Below are 14,340 nucleotides of genomic sequence, written 5' to 3' on the forward strand. Positions count from 1 at the left end.
CTGCCGGCACCGGTTTTTCCACAACAGGCACCTCTTTTTCAGAAACATCTTTCTTGTCGGCAGAGGCCGCCTTTTTCGGCGCAGAACTTTTCTTTGCTGCAGTCTTTTTCGTTCCGGCACTCTTTTTGGCCGCAGGTTTCTTTTTCTCAACAGGAGCTGTCTCGGGAGCACTGCTCTCTTTCTTTTCCGTCGGCACAGTCTTCGGCGTGTCATCTGCGGGCTTGGGCGTCTGGGACTTCTTCTTGGGAGCAGCCGCTTTCACCTTGTTTTCAGAAGACGCAGCCGTTTTTTCAGCCACATTCTCTTTTTTCTCGTCGGGAGTGTTCTTTTTCATGGCGGGCGCCGCTTTCTTGGGGGCGGATGTTTCCTTTACAGCCGGAGTTACAACCTCCTCTGCAGCCGTTTGCATCTTTTTGGGCTCTGCCTTTTTCCGTGCCATAACGAACCTTCCTTTCGCTTGTATTTTCAGGGAGATGCCGCCCCCGTTCTGGAAGCGCTCTCCGTCCGGTATTCTGCCGGGTTATTTGTACTGTCAAGAAAATGGTAGCACATCCGCCGGCAAATTGCAATTATATGCAAAACTTGAATCTTGTCGTTTCCTGCCTTTCACCGTCTTTTCAGGCTTCTCAGCGAAGCCTGCATCTTCTCTCTGCGCATAAACAAAACAGGAAAGAGCGCGCTGCACTCTTTCCTGTTTTCATAATGTCCGCTGAGCAAGGCCACCATAACAAAATCTCCTTGCGTGACTGTGGTTGTACAGTAACTCAAAACCGGCAACGCACCCAAAAATATTATCCGTATTCCGCACGCCACTGTACCGTTTTATAAATCCTCTCAACGCAGCATGGCACTGTTGTTGACGATTTCCAAACTGTACAAAAACAGCACATCCTGGTCATCGAACGTAACGAATTGAGGAATCAGGCCCGAGGCCATATAGCGAAGATCCAGCAAAGTGATTCTGGCATACGCTCCACACAAAAGGGGCGCAAGGCTCGATGAAAAAGAGTCGCGAAAAACAACCAATTCGCGATCGGTCGCAGCCGTTGGATTTGTAATGGTGACCACGGGTGTTGCGCCCGACAGAAATACATCGTAGGGAATCTCCGACGCCAGCTTACCTGTGTCATATACAGTCGTCACATCCGGCGCCTGATAATTATCGGTAACCGCGGCCTGTGTATCGTTGTTTGTCAGCCAGATCAGTTTCTCTGGCCGGGCCTGTCGGACGTCCTTCGCGTAAGTGCCAAAAAAATCATCGAACTGATTTTGTTCAAACGCAGAAAGATCAACAGAAAAGCCCATAGAATTCCCCAATGCATCTACAACGCCCTGAAGCTTTTCCTGTCGCCAGTGGCCGTCCGTGCGATAGTAACTGTCTGCTGTGAGTGCATCGGACAAATCGATACGCGTCCAGTCCGGCAGTGCACTGTCGAGCAAATCGCACACGGAATCAAGCTCAATTCTGGGCACCGCTTCGTCGGCATACTGCGCTTTGTCCGGAATGATTGCATAAAACACCTGATTGGCATCTGTCAGATATGTCTCGCGGACAGATACCAGCTTTTCCGCAAACCGTTCCACCGAGCGCTCGTCCAGCGGTGTAATATCCTTGACGAGATCTCCATCCAGAGAATAAACTCCGTTTTCCGAGACCGCAGCACTGCAGGAACTCAGCAGAAGCGCGGCGCACATCGCCGCGGCACACAACCTTGCGCGCATTTATTGCGCCAGTGCGAGAAAGTTCTCGTGCAGCTTCGGCGCGAGATCTTTACTCGACATAATGAGGATTACAAGATCACCAATATGATCGGTGATGACCTCTTCCGCTTCTACGCAGACCCACTTGCGGGGATCAACATTTGTCTTAACTTCCTCTTTCAGCGTTTCGGCAGCAGCTTCGTCCTCTGCACGCAGAAGTACAACGGAATGTGCGACTGCACTGATCATTGCTTCCGATGCGATGCCTTCTTTGTATTCGCTGCTTTCCACGCCCGTATAATACACGGAATTGTCCGCAGTCAGTTCGGTGTTGGCCACCATCGGCATCTCATCTTCCCCAATTCCTTCGTAGACCTTCTCCATCAATTCTTCAAGTGTACCGTCCACATGGGCAATTTCAGAAGAGGATGCAGCTGAGGTTCCCCCACAGGCAGCCAGCAAACTGACAAGCATAACGGCAGCGAGAAACAAACAAAATTTTTTCATCGGTAAGAAGCTCCTTTTAAAAAAGTAATTGATATGGATAATACTCAGCTGTATACGGAAATATTGCAACGAAACAAAAAAATGTTATCCGATTCTACCCGCTTTGGAACTGTGCGTAAAGCGAAAGCAGCGGGTGAGCACTGTGTTTCACATATTTCAATCATTGGAGCTTTCAACATTTTTATGCACGCAATAAGGGCAATGTGACCGTGAATTCCGTTCCCCTGTCGATTTCACTCTTCGCACTGATTGAGCCTCCGCTCAATTGGATAATGCGATATACCAGTGACAGACCGAGTCCATTTCCGACAGACGAATGCGCTGTATCCGCCTGATAAAACTTGTCAAAGATATGCCCTATTTCAGATGGACTGATACCGATGCCTTCGTCTCGAATGGTCACCGAAATGTTGTTCTCAGTTTGGCTGGAAGAAATAAAAATGTGCCCGCCGTCATGGCTGAATTTGATGGCGTTGCTGATGAGATTCATCCAAACATGTTCCATCATTTCCACATTGTTGACATAGGTAAGTTTCGGCAAATCCACTTCAAAGGTGATATTTTTTGCGCTCCATACGGTCTCCATCCGCAGCACACAGTTGCGGATCTGCTCATCCAAATCGTATTCCGACTGTTCTGCCACAAGCTTTTGATTATCATACCGTGCAATCAAAAGGACACTGCTGGCCAGATTGGACAACTGTTCCGATTCTTCCGCTATGTATTCCAGATACTCTTTTCGCTTTTCCGGAGATAGATTTTCGTTTTTGAGCCGCTTGGCAAAACCGCGGATTGATACGATCGGCGTTTTAAATTCATGGGAAAATGTGTTGATAAAATCATTGCGCATCATCTCCGTGCTGCCCAATTCAGCGGTCATCTGATTAAAACTGTGCAGGAGTTCATAAACATCCCCTGCGCCGGATTCCTCGACCCGCACAGAATAATCTCCTTTGGAAATGGACTTGGTAGCTTTCACCATATCCTGCAAAGGCTTCGCGGAATGCTTGCTGACGATGGATGAAATCGGAATCGCCACCAACGTGGAAATCAGCATCGGCAGCAACGGTGATTGCGGCTGATGATTCATCGGCACATGGGCAGATACATTCAGCCAGATGAATGCCGTGATAAAACTGGACAAAAGATTTGTAATCACAACACAGGTGACAAAAATCCCGCGCGAGGAATGGAGCATTCGCTTCATGATAATTTCACCGCCTTATAGCCAAGACCGCGAACCGTTATAATCTCAAAATCATGGTTATCCCGGAATCTGTCCCGCAGCTTGTTGATGTGAACGTTCACGGTATGCTCATCGCTCTCGGTATCCAGATCCCATATTTCATCCATCAGCTGCCGCCGGGTAAACGTTTTATTATTAAAGGAGAGAAGTTTATAAAGCAGAAGGAATTCTTTCTTCGGCAGCACCTGTGCTGTGCCGCCCGAAACCACTGTCAGAGAGTCATAAATAAGTTCTGTGTTTCCCACAGTCAGTTTTCTCTCTGTCAAAATCTTGGCTCGCCGCAGCAGCGCGGCAACCCGCAGAAGCATTTCTTCCTCTTCAAAAGGCTTCACCATATAGTCATCGGCACCTAACAGGAAGCCTTTCTTTTTGTCTGAAAGAGTCTGCTTAGCTGTCACCATCAAAACCGGCATATCCATACCGCTTTCGCGGATTTGCTTCAACAGTTCATATCCATCCAGCTTCGGCATCATGATGTCGAGGATGGTCAAATCAATATGCTTTTTTCCAGGACATCCAAAGCCTCCAGCCCATTGCACGCAAGGATCGGCTCATATCCTGCATCCGTCAGCGCATCTTCCATCAGTGCGCGTATTCCTTTATCATCTTCCGCAACCAAGATTCGAAACATTGTAATACTCACCTGTCTTTTTATGATCTGACAAGTAAAGGGTATCATCTATTTACAAGGCAAAGATAAACAATTTGTAAATTTGTGCAAATTCATGCAAAAGTTGACCGAAAGTTGATCTTGCTAAACGTAAACTTAATCTTTCTTCTCTATAATCATTGTCAAATCCATTACTTATGAATAGGAGTGCATTTCATCATGAAATATAAACTTCATGCATTTTTCTCCAACCGTAACGGGATTGACGAGCTGGGCAGAACGCTTCTGTGGGTCGCCCTTGCCATTATGATACTCGGCACACTGTTCGGGATTACTTTCCTATACAATGCAGCTTTGATTTTGCTGCTCTATGCATATATCCGGGCTTTTTCACGCAATCTCGAAAAGTGTCAAAGGCAAAACGCAAAATATCTCGCGTGGCGCAATTTTCTAAAACTGCGCTTCCGCCAGCGTAAGACCCATAAATTTTATCGCTGCCGCAAATGCAAACAAAAGCTGTGCGTACCGAAAGGGAAAGGCAAAATCTGTATCACATGCCCGAATTGCGGAGAGCATTTTGAGAAAAGGACATAATGAGAGGTGAACTTGGATGAATGATCCTTACAGCGTACTGGGGGTTTCGAGAAATGCATCCGAGGACGAAATCAAGCGTGCGTACAGGCAACTGGCTAAAAAATATCATCCAGATCTGAATCCAGGTGATCCGGAAGCAGCCCGAAAAATGAACGAGATCAATGCTGCCTATGAACAAATCAAAAATCCCAGTCAGACAAACTCTGCCTATGGATACGGCGATCAGCACAGCGCCGGCAGTTCTGCTTATGGTACATCAGGAGGCGGTGACTACGTCAGTTCCGAGCAATCTTACGGAGAAGATTTTGATCCCTTTGACCCGTTTGGATGGGCGGGCCGCAGAACCGGAAGCACCACTTACCGCAGATCGTTTTTTGTCTATATCATTGCTGCTTTTATCGTCCTCAATCTGGCATCGACCCTTTTGACCCGTTCTGCGCGGTCTCAGCAGCAGGAACAGTTCCAAACCCAGATAGAGCAGTTTGAGCAATATTACAATCAGATTCCGGGCTCCCCCGGTACATATCCTCCGGGGTACGAAGAAGCCACTCCGGATAATGAGGATTCAGAACAACAGGGCCCCGATAAAGATTCGTACGAGTCGGACTCTACATTCTCTGGCTATTGGAAGCAGCAGACACCGTTTGGATTCGGCCGCTACCGGAACAACTAATCTATAAAGGAGAACACAGCATATGTCTAAAATCATTGGCATCGACCTTGGTACGACAAATTCTTGCGTGGCCGTTTTCGAGGGAAACGAACGCGTGATTATTCCCAATTCTCAGGGTGGAAGAACCACTCTCTCTGTTGTAGCGTTTGCCAAAACAGGCGAGCGGCTTGTGGGCGAACCTGCAAAACGGCAGGCTGTCACAAACCCTGATCGCACCATCAGTTCCATCAAGAGAGACATGGGTACGTCGAGGAAAATAAACATTGACGGAAAAAGTTATACGCCGGAGCAAATCTCTGCAATGATTCTGATGCAGCTGAAAGCGGATGCGGAAAGTTATTTGGGCGAGCAGGTTACGGAGGCAGTCATCACCGTCCCGGCCTATTTTACGGATGCGCAGCGCCAGGCAACCAAGAATGCCGGCACGATTGCCGGACTGAATGTCCAGCGCATCATCAATGAGCCCACCTCTGCCGCTCTGGCCTACGGCATTGATAAGGAAGAGCCTCAGAAGATCATGGTTTATGATTTGGGCGGCGGCACCTTCGATGTTTCTATTCTGGACATCAACGGCGGTGTGATTGAAGTATTAGCCACCTCCGGAAACAACCGGTTAGGCGGTGATGATTTCGACCAATGCATCTGCGACTGGCTGGTCAAGGAATTTAAGCGTGAAAACCAAATAGATCTGTCAAAGGACCTCAGCGCCATGCGGCGCATCCGGGAAGCAGCGGAAAAAGCAAAGATCGAATTGTCCAGCGCCGTCACCACAGAAATCAATCTTCCGTTTATCGCCACCGGCAAGGACGGTCCCAAGCATCTGCTCTTTGTCCTCAACCGTGCAAAATTCAACGAATTGACCGGGCATCTTGTGGCGCAGACCATGGAACCGGTAAAAGCAGCTCTGTCGGATTCCGGCTTGTCTACTTCCCAAATCAGCAAAGTGCTGATGGTTGGCGGCTCAAGCCGCATTCCCGCCGTACAGGAAGCCATCAAATCGTTTATCGGGAAAGAACCCTTTAAGGGCATCAATCCGGATGAGTGCGTTGCCTTGGGAGCGTGTCTGCAGGGCGGTGTTCTGGCAGGTACTGTAAAAGGGCTTCTGCTTTTGGACGTTACTCCGCTTTCACTGGGTATTGAAACAGTAGGCGGCGTTTTTACGCGCCTCATTGATCGAAACACCTCTATCCCCATCACGAAAAGTCAGATTTTTACCACAGCGTCCAGCTTCCAGTCTTCTGTAGAGATCAATGTGCTCCAAGGCGAGCGGCCTATGGCACGTCAGAATAAAAGTCTCGGAAAATTCAGACTCAATGGAATCCGCCGTGCACCGCGAGGCGTGCCGCAAATCGAAGTCACCTTTAACATTGACGCCAACGGCATTGTCAATGTTTCTGCCATGGACAAAGATACCGGGAAACGGCAGGAGATCACCATTCAGGGGTCCAGCAATATGAGTCGGGAGGAAATCGACCGGGCGGTTCGGGAAGCACAGCAATACGCGGCAGAAGATGCCAAAGCTAAGTCAGATGCGCAGATAAAAGACCGTCTGGAAAGCCTGCTGTACCGCAGTGAAGAAGTTCGCAAACACGCGGATAAAGAGCAGAAAAAGAAAATTGACGAAGCTGCCAAAAATGCAAAACGCGCGCTCAAACACAAAGATATATCGGAAATGAATGCCGCGGCGGATGCATTGGAAGACCTTGTCGGCACACAAGATCCTACCGGAAGTACCATGCATTAATCGAACCTAGGGTCTCTTGGCCCTCATGATTCCGGTCGTGTTTTAATTATGATGAGCAGCTCATCCACGTGATTTGTCGGCCTGAGTGGCGCGCAATTGCTTACGCATCTCTGTGAGAAGTAATGAAAAAACACGGCGCGACCACGTATAATCTGCAAACCAATGGAACCAGCAGCATCTCCACGATGTCATTGGCATGCTGTTTCGTCTGCGGTTGGAACTCAGTCGCTGCTGTTGAGCGAAAGGTCACAGCCCAACCGCAAACATCACACAAAAAAGGCGCCATTCCCTGTCGGGAATGGCGCCTCTCTTTTGCTTTTTTGTCCGAAGGTCACGCCTCCGACACGTTGGACTCCACCGAGTACATCCCCTCATATCCGTTGATACACTCTGTGTTCATATCCTCCAGCGTCTCGAAACCGGTGAAGTTGTAATACTCACCGTTTGCCAGAACGTCGATGTTGCCGTAGGCCGCGAAGCCGCGGTCACCGGTCACCTCAACCGAGCCGTCGCCATGGAGCACGAGGTCGCTGAAGCCAATGCCGACATAATAAGTGAGCGAAGTGCCGTCCGGCAACTGTGCCTGCACTTTGTAAGCCACGTACAGAATATTATGGGTCTCTACCATCTCACTGCTGAAGTCCTGACGCACCAGCATATATCCTCCCAAGCAGTCAGCCCCAGTAATACTGTCACCCTCCCGTTGACTTAGAGCTGTCTTGCCGTCGGCCACCAGAGCATTCCAGTCCTCTTGACCAATCTGGTCCAAGGCGGTCACCCACTCATCCAGCCCCTCTACCGTGAAGGTGGTATCCGTGGGGGCCAGGATGGCGTTGTGCTCCTTTTCCGCCGTATCGGCATCGCAGTTCCAGTGAAAGGTGACCGTGTCACCATTGGAGAGGCCCTCAGCCACATCCAGGCTGCCATCCACACAGGCAGCAAGTCCCGCCACATCCTTTACGCCGTCGTCACAGGCCGCAGCAAAACCGTCGCTGTCAAACGTCCAGCTGGCGGTTCCTTCCCCGCTCATCCCGGCGAATTCCACCGTCAGATAGGCAGTGGGGTCCACTTCCACCGGCTTCGTACCGCAACCGGTCAGGACCAGGGGTAACGCCAAAGTCAGGGCCGCGGCCCGCAGTCCGCTGAAAAAAGTTCTTCCATGACGCGCAGTGCTTATCATATCGTTCCTCCTTAATCGTTTATCAAATGCTGTGAACACGCCCCGCTGCACTCTGCAACGGGGCGCACTATATCTACGCTATAATTATATCATACCTGGCAAGGGGATTGACGCCCATATGTAGCGCATGATTCCGCACGCGGGCCTAAAAAAGAGAAATCCACAAAAGCAACAGAGCTTTTATAAAGCCAAACACACTTCAAAAATAGCGATAATACGCAAAAAAGCCACCAGCTTTTCAGCTGATGGCTTTGGTCCGAGTGTCATTAAAGGATCTGTGGAAATCCAGTAATATCAATGGTTTACAAGTAGCGAGCAAGGCCTTTATCCTAAAATTAACGCAATTTATCTGCAGCAATATGCCATTTTTCTATAAAGGCAATTTGCAAATATGTTCCATGAATACCTTGAGCTTTACTCAATTCTTTGTGGTATAGGGGTATCCGATACTTTATCTCTCCTGCGTGACATCTTGCAGCCCATAAATATCCTTGTTCTTTTTCAGAAAGATCATCTTCATCAATAAATGGCGCATTTAAAATTTCTAAGTATTGCGAGAAGACGATCAAAAATACATCGAGTAATAGAGATATTTCACTGAGACAAGCATTCAAACGGATATAAAAATCATCCTGCTTATATGGAGCTTGTTGGGAAATATTGCTGGCATGGGTGAAAAGCGAATATCCGTGGTACATTTTTTTGCCCTTTTCTTTTAGCTCCGCCTCGCTGTATAAACCGGAAACTTCGATTTTTACTGCTTTAAGTATGTTTGTAGCAGAAATTCTGTGGGATAAATCGTCTTTATAAAATGCTGCATTTAATTTTTCAAGTGTAGCAGTATCAGAATCAATTCCCGCTTTGGCCCAAACCAAAAACTCATAAATTTGTCTAAGTAGAGCATTAGCCGAGCCAATATAACCATCCGCAACAAGAGAAACACAACTTTCAATGCAGACGAGGCACCTTTGTAGTGTGCCCCATATCAACATGAATTCACATGGCTCAATAATTGCACACGTCTTGTGTAAATTTTGATAAAGTATTTTGATTTGTTTTCTGATAGCTCTAATTCTTTCTGTCAGTAAGGCTTCTTCTTTTTCGTCAATAGATTCTACAAAACGATCCCTTCTTCGCATACTGGTTCACCTCTTTTACATATTTTAATATAACAGGCTTATCTTTAAAAGAGAAGAGTAAAAGAAAAGAGAAACCCTGTATTAACTTGCTCTTGGTCATAACAAGTGCGGAGTCAGCCCACCTCAGTTAAGGCGGAGACATCTGGAATGGTGGATGCGGTGGTTATCCCTCCTGCGGCAGAAAAGCTCACCGGGTAGGCCTCTTTGAAAGATAATGACGCAATAAAAAATACCGCAGAGAATTCATTCTCTGCGGTATTTGGTCGGAGTGTCATTAAAGGATCTGTGTAAATCCAGTAGTATCAATGGTTTACAAGCAGCAAGCAAGGCTTTCATCTTAAAAATAATCTTAAAACTAAAGCCACCGTTTCCTTCAATGCGGTGGCTTTAGCTTTTGGCAGGATTGTCAAAGGCAAATTTTCGGATATTAGGATAAGCTGATTTATCAACCTGACGGGCAGCAGTTACCAAACCTCGCAACCGCTGGCGACTTTTAATGTCATCTGGATTATTGCGAAGGTGCTCGTATTCTACCATAATCTTTTTTCGAAGCGCATTTTTGATTGTGGCCTTGCCCTCGCTATTGATTATAACCCCCGTTACTAATTTGGGATAAGTTTTGGAATATCCTTTTACCTTTTTCCGAGATACTTGGTAATTATATTTTTTGATAAGGGACAGTACGGATTGTCTAAATTCTGATGAAATCTTATGTTCGCTTGAAAACACCACATCATCTACATAAATCGTCATCGTCACATTGTTTTTATCTGATAAAGACTGCAATTCATCAAACATTTTGTGATTAACCAAGTATGAAAGGATTTGGCTTGTTGGTGCCCCAGAAATCAAATGGTTATAGCATTTAACCCCTTTGTTAGCCAAGAAATCATAAACTTCCAACAGACTGCTTTGGTTGAGCTTTTTAAGGTCGACGGTAGTTAAATTCGTCAATATCTCAGCAACATCAGGAGAGCAGCACAAATCTTCAAAGAAAAACCGGTAGACTGTTTCTCTACTGATCGAGGGAAAAAAAGCGGTCAAATCAATTTTGTATAAGTTTCGCTTACTCTTACCCAAATGGAGACGAGCATTATCAGAATATGATCTTCCCTTAATACCAGAAAAAACATTATCGGGCACTTGGATTTTTCCCAATAATGTTTTCATTCGTTTTTGCACAGTTTTCAATTCAGCCTGCGGGGGCTCAATGAGTCGAGGTTTTTTAGTCTTATCAATATAGGGACTGATCATTGAAACAACGCAGTCCTGTCTCAATAAATCACCATTTTTAATATGTAGAACATATTTCAACATTTTTTTGGATTGAATTCCGTACAGTGGACAATCGGTATATTTCAAAGGGTGTTACACCTCAATTCTTAAAATGTGCTGGTGTTAGCTGTTGACTACTTTACCGATTATCCAACGGACAAAATCGGGAAGTAGTTCAGGGCAGCAGCAGGATACAGTCAGTACGGCCACCGCAACCAACGCAACGATGATCACGCCGATTGCGACAGCAGGGACATGAGAGCGAGTCTCATTCAGGTAAACCTTGTTATTGTCACCGTAGATGTTGATGACAACACTTGGCTTGTCCGTTTTCTTCACGGAATTCACCTCCTTGTTATTATTGGCCCCCAAAACTGAGGGGACTTCCCGTCCGCCAATAACAAGGAGATATTGCAGCCTTATATCCTAATTCGCACCAGCACAAATCCGACTTCCCAAACAGCTTTATACTGTTCAGCTCAACACCCAATCACCATACACCGCCACAACGAGACACGCATACACACTGGCTACATGGACAGCTACTGTGTCGCCGTGTCCGTGTGTCACAGTGTCGGGGTGGACGGGTGCTGATGGCACTTCTGCCGGAAAAAATGCATCTGTACCCGTAGGTACGACGCCGCCCGCTTTTTGATCACGAGCCAAACGAAGTCTGATCTGACCGCTCGTACTGACGGGGAAATTATACCATACTCTGTGCGAAAAGTAAAATGTAGATTGTATATTCGCCGCTCAACAGGACTACGGGCGGCGTTTTCATATATCGCAACAAGAAAGGAGGGATGCTCATCCACAGGCCAGCCATCGGGCTGGCTTTTTCTATTTCACAATAAAGGAGGTTTTTAGGTGGCTGACGATAAAAAGAATATTCCAGACACCGGGAAAGTGGACGAGCCCCCCAAGCCGGGAAAGGTGAAGCCTGTCAAAGCTGATTCCCCGGTGCAGGATCAGCATGCCCCGGCCAAGACGGAAACCCCCGTGGTAGAGGGTGCTACCACGGTAATAACACCCCCAGCGGCGGAGCAGCCAGCTCCAGCGGGTAAGGAGGCCCCCAAAGGTAAGGACGCTCCTGCTCCGTCTGTGGCGGGTGCGCCGCAGCCGGGCAAGGACGAGAAACAGACCACGATCCCCGGCATGGGAGATCCCACCCCCGCTGGGAAAGTGGTGGATTTTACCGCTGCCAGGGATGGGGCGACAAAGGGCAAGCCCCCCGAAAAGGCTGCGGCCCCGGATAAGGACAAGCAGGCGGATAAAGCGAAGGATGCGGCCAAGCCCCGCAGGGGTCGCCCACCCAAGGCTGACAAGGCGGCCCCTGACAAGGCCAAGCCGCAACCTCGGGACAAAATGTCCCAAAGCAAGCCGCCTGCCGGGAAAGGCGCTCCCGTCAAAGCAGAGGCCCCGACTGCAACCGAGCAGCCGCCCGCTCCTCGGGACGCTGCCCGTGGCGTGAAAGAGGAGATCGTGTATCTCAATCTTTCGGAGCTGCACCCATTCAAAAATCACCCCTTTGGCGTCCGGGACGATGCGGAAATGCAGGGACTGGTGGAGTCGGTCAAGGCTGCTGGGGTCAATCAGCCTGCGCTGGTGCGGCCCCGTGAGGGCGGAGGATATGAGATCATCGCCGGACACCGCCGCCAGCGGGCCAGCGAACTGGCCGGGTTTGTCAATATGCCCTGTATCGTCCGCAACATGACCGATGACGAGGCTATCCTCGCCATGACGGACGACAACCTGCGGCATCGGGAGAGAATTTTACCCACGGAAAAAGCCGCTGCGCTGAAACAGCAGGTAGAGGCCATCAAGCACCAAGGAGCCCGGCCTGGCGAGGATGATCGGGACGCCGGAAAACGCTCCACGCAGATCGTGGGGGATCGCAACGGCATGAACTACAAACAGGTGCAGCGGTATATCCGCCTGACCGAGCTTGTCCCCGATCTGCAAAAGATGGTGGACGAGAAGCAGCTCTCTTTTACCCCCGCCGTGGAGATTTCTTTCATCCACCCCAGGCACCAGAAGTATATCGCCGTTGCCATTGAGGGGCAAGCGTCCTCTCCGTCCCTTTCCCAAGCCCAGAAGATGCGGGAGCTGGATAAGGAGGGCAAACTGAACGGAGATGTGATCGATGGTATTTTGAGCGAACAGAAGAAGGAGGTTGACAAGGTGATCATCAACAGCGCCGAACTGGAAAAGTATTTTGGCAAGGACAAGACACCCCGGGAGATGAAGGACACCATTTTGGCCCTGCTGGACGAGTGGAAGGAGAAGCAGCCCCCGGAGTTGGGCAAGCCGGACAAGAAAAAGGACATGGAGAAGTAACCGACCTTGGGACAATTTGTCCCGAGGTCTTTTTCGTTCCCTTGTTCAAGTCTCTTGGGATTTATCCCCCGTCGCCGCCTATTACACGGCATGGCCGGGCGCTGTCCGTCAAGGGTGCATCGCACCGCCGCTATGCGGCGGCTTGCCCTTTACGGGCGGCCCCGGCTGTGCCATTCCCGGAGGCGTGACGGGGACATATCCTCCAGAGCCGCCCCCTTTCCCATGAATGGGAAAGGGCGGGGGGATAGGGTTGAACACCATGAAACGGAGGTTTTCTATGAAAAGACCCCTTGCGTATATCACCGCCGCATGGTGCGGCGAGGACTACAAGAACACGGAACAGGCGGCCCGGTACTGCCGTGCGGTGTATGAGGCGGGCTTTTCGCCCATCTGCCCCACGCTGTATCTGCCCTTGTTCCTCAACGACGCCGTTCCCGAGGAGCATAAGAGCGGCATCGACATGAGCCGAGACCTGCTGCGGCGCTCCCATGTGCTGGTGGTGTGCGGCCAGACCGTTACCGAAGCCATGAAGAACGACATCGCCGTGGCCCAGCGGCTGGGGATCACCGCCACAACACTGGAGGGCATCCTCACCGTCAAAGGACAGGGGCGGCGCTGATGCCCGCCCTGTTTGAAGCCTATGTCACCAACTTGGGGAAGTACAACGAAGGTGAGCTGGTAGGCGAATATCTGAAATTCCCCACGACACCCGAGGAGGTACAGGCCCTCTTGAAGCGCATCGGCATTGACGGGGTGCGGTATGAGGAAATCTTCATCACCGACTTTGACGGGGATGTGCTGGGGCTGTACGACCACTTGGGTGAATATGAGAACATCGACGAGCTTAATCATCTGGCCTGCGTGATCTCCGAGCTGGATCAAAGCGATCTGGAGAAGTTTGAAGCGGTCATTGACAGGGGCGAATACACCGGTAGCGTGAAAGAGCTGATCAATCTGGCGCAAAATCTGGATTGCTTCGAGTTTTATCCGGGTGTGACAGACGATGAAACGCTGGGACGCATCTATGTGGAGGACATGGAGGCCATCGATGTGCCGGAGCACCTGCTCAACTATTTCGACTACGAGGCATACGGGCGGGATATTCGGCTCAACGAGGATGGGCATTACGCCCCAGGCGGCTATGTGCTGAACAATGGCGGCAGCTTCATTGAACACTACCACGGGCGGGAGGACATTCCCGACGAACACAAGGTTTTCTCTATGCCCAAGCTCAACATCCGGGAACAGATGGCCGCCTACAAGGAGGTCATTGACCGTTCCTCGATGGAGGGAGAACGGCTTCATCCGAGGAAGGAGGTGCCGGAGCGATAACA

12 protein-coding genes and 1 pseudogene are annotated in these 14,340 nt (G+C 49.4%); 5 read left to right on the forward strand and 8 right to left on the reverse strand.

The annotated features are described in order from the left end of the window. Positions 1–834 precede the first annotated feature (834 nt). The 4 genes and pseudogenes from ACKTS9_RS04100 to ACKTS9_RS04115 all read right to left on the reverse strand — a co-directional run bounded on the left by ACKTS9_RS04100 (position 835) and on the right by ACKTS9_RS04115 (position 4,085). Positions 835–1,722 (reverse strand): DHHW family protein, encoded by an 888-nt coding sequence (locus tag ACKTS9_RS04100; RefSeq protein WP_349214653.1) that lies wholly within the window; start codon positions 1,720–1,722, stop codon positions 835–837. Continuing rightward, a complete protein-coding gene (locus ACKTS9_RS04105) occupies positions 1,723–2,208 on the reverse strand; it encodes a hypothetical protein (RefSeq protein ID WP_407879112.1) in 486 nt (161 codons plus the stop codon). It lies immediately after the preceding gene. 181 nt (positions 2,209–2,389) lie between these two features. Next, a complete protein-coding gene (locus ACKTS9_RS04110) occupies positions 2,390–3,415 on the reverse strand; it encodes a HAMP domain-containing sensor histidine kinase (RefSeq protein WP_349214657.1) in 1,026 nt (341 codons plus the stop codon). Beyond that, positions 3,412–4,085: pseudogene (locus tag ACKTS9_RS04115) on the reverse strand (response regulator transcription factor). Before ACKTS9_RS04115 ends, ACKTS9_RS04110 begins: the two are co-directional and overlap by 4 nt. A gap of 589 nt (positions 4,086–4,674) precedes the next feature. Between ACKTS9_RS04115 and ACKTS9_RS04120 the strand changes: the two are divergent. After that, positions 4,675–5,331, forward strand: coding sequence for a DnaJ domain-containing protein (locus tag ACKTS9_RS04120; protein WP_407879114.1), 657 nt, complete (start codon positions 4,675–4,677; stop codon positions 5,329–5,331). Positions 5,332–5,353: 22 nt separating this feature from the next. After that, positions 5,354–7,075 (forward strand): molecular chaperone DnaK, encoded by a 1,722-nt coding sequence (gene dnaK / locus ACKTS9_RS04125; RefSeq protein ID WP_407879117.1) that lies wholly within the window; start codon positions 5,354–5,356, stop codon positions 7,073–7,075. Positions 7,076–7,406: 331 nt separating this feature from the next. Here dnaK and ACKTS9_RS04130 read toward each other — a convergent pair whose 3' ends face one another. The 4 genes from ACKTS9_RS04130 to ACKTS9_RS04145 all read right to left on the reverse strand — a co-directional run bounded on the left by ACKTS9_RS04130 (position 7,407) and on the right by ACKTS9_RS04145 (position 11,008). Continuing rightward, positions 7,407–8,255: a hypothetical protein gene (locus ACKTS9_RS04130; protein WP_407879119.1), complete on the reverse strand. Its 849-nt coding sequence runs from the start codon at positions 8,253–8,255 to the stop codon at positions 7,407–7,409. Between the two features lie 335 nt (positions 8,256–8,590). Then, entirely contained in the window at positions 8,591–9,394 is an 804-nt protein-coding gene (locus ACKTS9_RS04135) for a hypothetical protein (RefSeq protein WP_407879121.1), read from the reverse strand. Between the two features lie 387 nt (positions 9,395–9,781). Continuing rightward, the gene (locus ACKTS9_RS04140) at positions 9,782–10,756 is read right to left on the reverse strand and encodes a reverse transcriptase family protein (RefSeq protein ID WP_407879123.1); all 975 of its coding nucleotides are present in this window, start codon (positions 10,754–10,756) and stop codon (positions 9,782–9,784) included. A gap of 36 nt (positions 10,757–10,792) precedes the next feature. Then, positions 10,793–11,008, reverse strand: a complete 216-nt coding sequence (locus tag ACKTS9_RS04145) for a hypothetical protein (protein ID WP_345941244.1) — start codon at positions 11,006–11,008, stop codon at positions 10,793–10,795. A 528-nt stretch (positions 11,009–11,536) separates the two neighbouring features. On the opposite strand from ACKTS9_RS04145, the gene ACKTS9_RS04150 reads away from it, so the two are divergent. The 3 genes from ACKTS9_RS04150 to ACKTS9_RS04160 all read left to right on the forward strand — a co-directional run bounded on the left by ACKTS9_RS04150 (position 11,537) and on the right by ACKTS9_RS04160 (position 14,338). Continuing rightward, complete coding sequence (locus ACKTS9_RS04150; protein WP_407879126.1) at positions 11,537–13,006, forward strand: ParB/RepB/Spo0J family partition protein; 1,470 nt, start codon at positions 11,537–11,539, stop codon at positions 13,004–13,006. A 277-nt stretch (positions 13,007–13,283) separates the two neighbouring features. Then, positions 13,284–13,625, forward strand: coding sequence for a hypothetical protein (locus tag ACKTS9_RS04155; protein ID WP_297212966.1), 342 nt, complete (start codon positions 13,284–13,286; stop codon positions 13,623–13,625). Beyond that, the gene (locus tag ACKTS9_RS04160) at positions 13,625–14,338 is read left to right on the forward strand and encodes an antirestriction protein ArdA (protein WP_407879129.1); all 714 of its coding nucleotides are present in this window, start codon (positions 13,625–13,627) and stop codon (positions 14,336–14,338) included. Before ACKTS9_RS04155 ends, ACKTS9_RS04160 begins: the two co-directional genes overlap by 1 nt. Positions 14,339–14,340 lie beyond the last annotated feature (2 nt).

The sequence above is a fragment of the Owariibacterium komagatae genome (genome assembly GCF_045865535.1).
GTDB classification, from domain to species: domain Bacteria; phylum Bacillota; class Clostridia; order Oscillospirales; family Ruminococcaceae; genus Ruthenibacterium; species Ruthenibacterium komagatae.

Excerpts from the sequence above, each read along its gene's own strand:
- ACKTS9_RS04130 (WP_407879119.1), bottom strand. The coding sequence starts at position 8,255 with ATGATAAGCACTGCGCGTCATGGAAGAACTTTTTTCAGCGGACTGCGG.
- ACKTS9_RS04110 (WP_349214657.1), bottom strand. The coding sequence starts at position 3,415 with ATGAAGCGAATGCTCCATTCCTCGCGCGGGATTTTTGTCACCTGTGTT.
- ACKTS9_RS04135 (WP_407879121.1), bottom strand. The coding sequence starts at position 9,394 with ATGCGAAGAAGGGATCGTTTTGTAGAATCTATTGACGAAAAAGAAGAA.
- dnaK (WP_407879117.1), top strand. The coding sequence starts at position 5,354 with ATGTCTAAAATCATTGGCATCGACCTTGGTACGACAAATTCTTGCGTG.
- ACKTS9_RS04100 (WP_349214653.1), bottom strand. The coding sequence starts at position 1,722 with ATGCGCGCAAGGTTGTGTGCCGCGGCGATGTGCGCCGCGCTTCTGCTG.
- ACKTS9_RS04160 (WP_407879129.1), top strand. The coding sequence starts at position 13,625 with ATGCCCGCCCTGTTTGAAGCCTATGTCACCAACTTGGGGAAGTACAAC.
- ACKTS9_RS04105 (WP_407879112.1), bottom strand. The coding sequence starts at position 2,208 with ATGAAAAAATTTTGTTTGTTTCTCGCTGCCGTTATGCTTGTCAGTTTG.
- ACKTS9_RS04155 (WP_297212966.1), top strand. The coding sequence starts at position 13,284 with ATGAAAAGACCCCTTGCGTATATCACCGCCGCATGGTGCGGCGAGGAC.
- ACKTS9_RS04120 (WP_407879114.1), top strand. The coding sequence starts at position 4,675 with ATGAATGATCCTTACAGCGTACTGGGGGTTTCGAGAAATGCATCCGAG.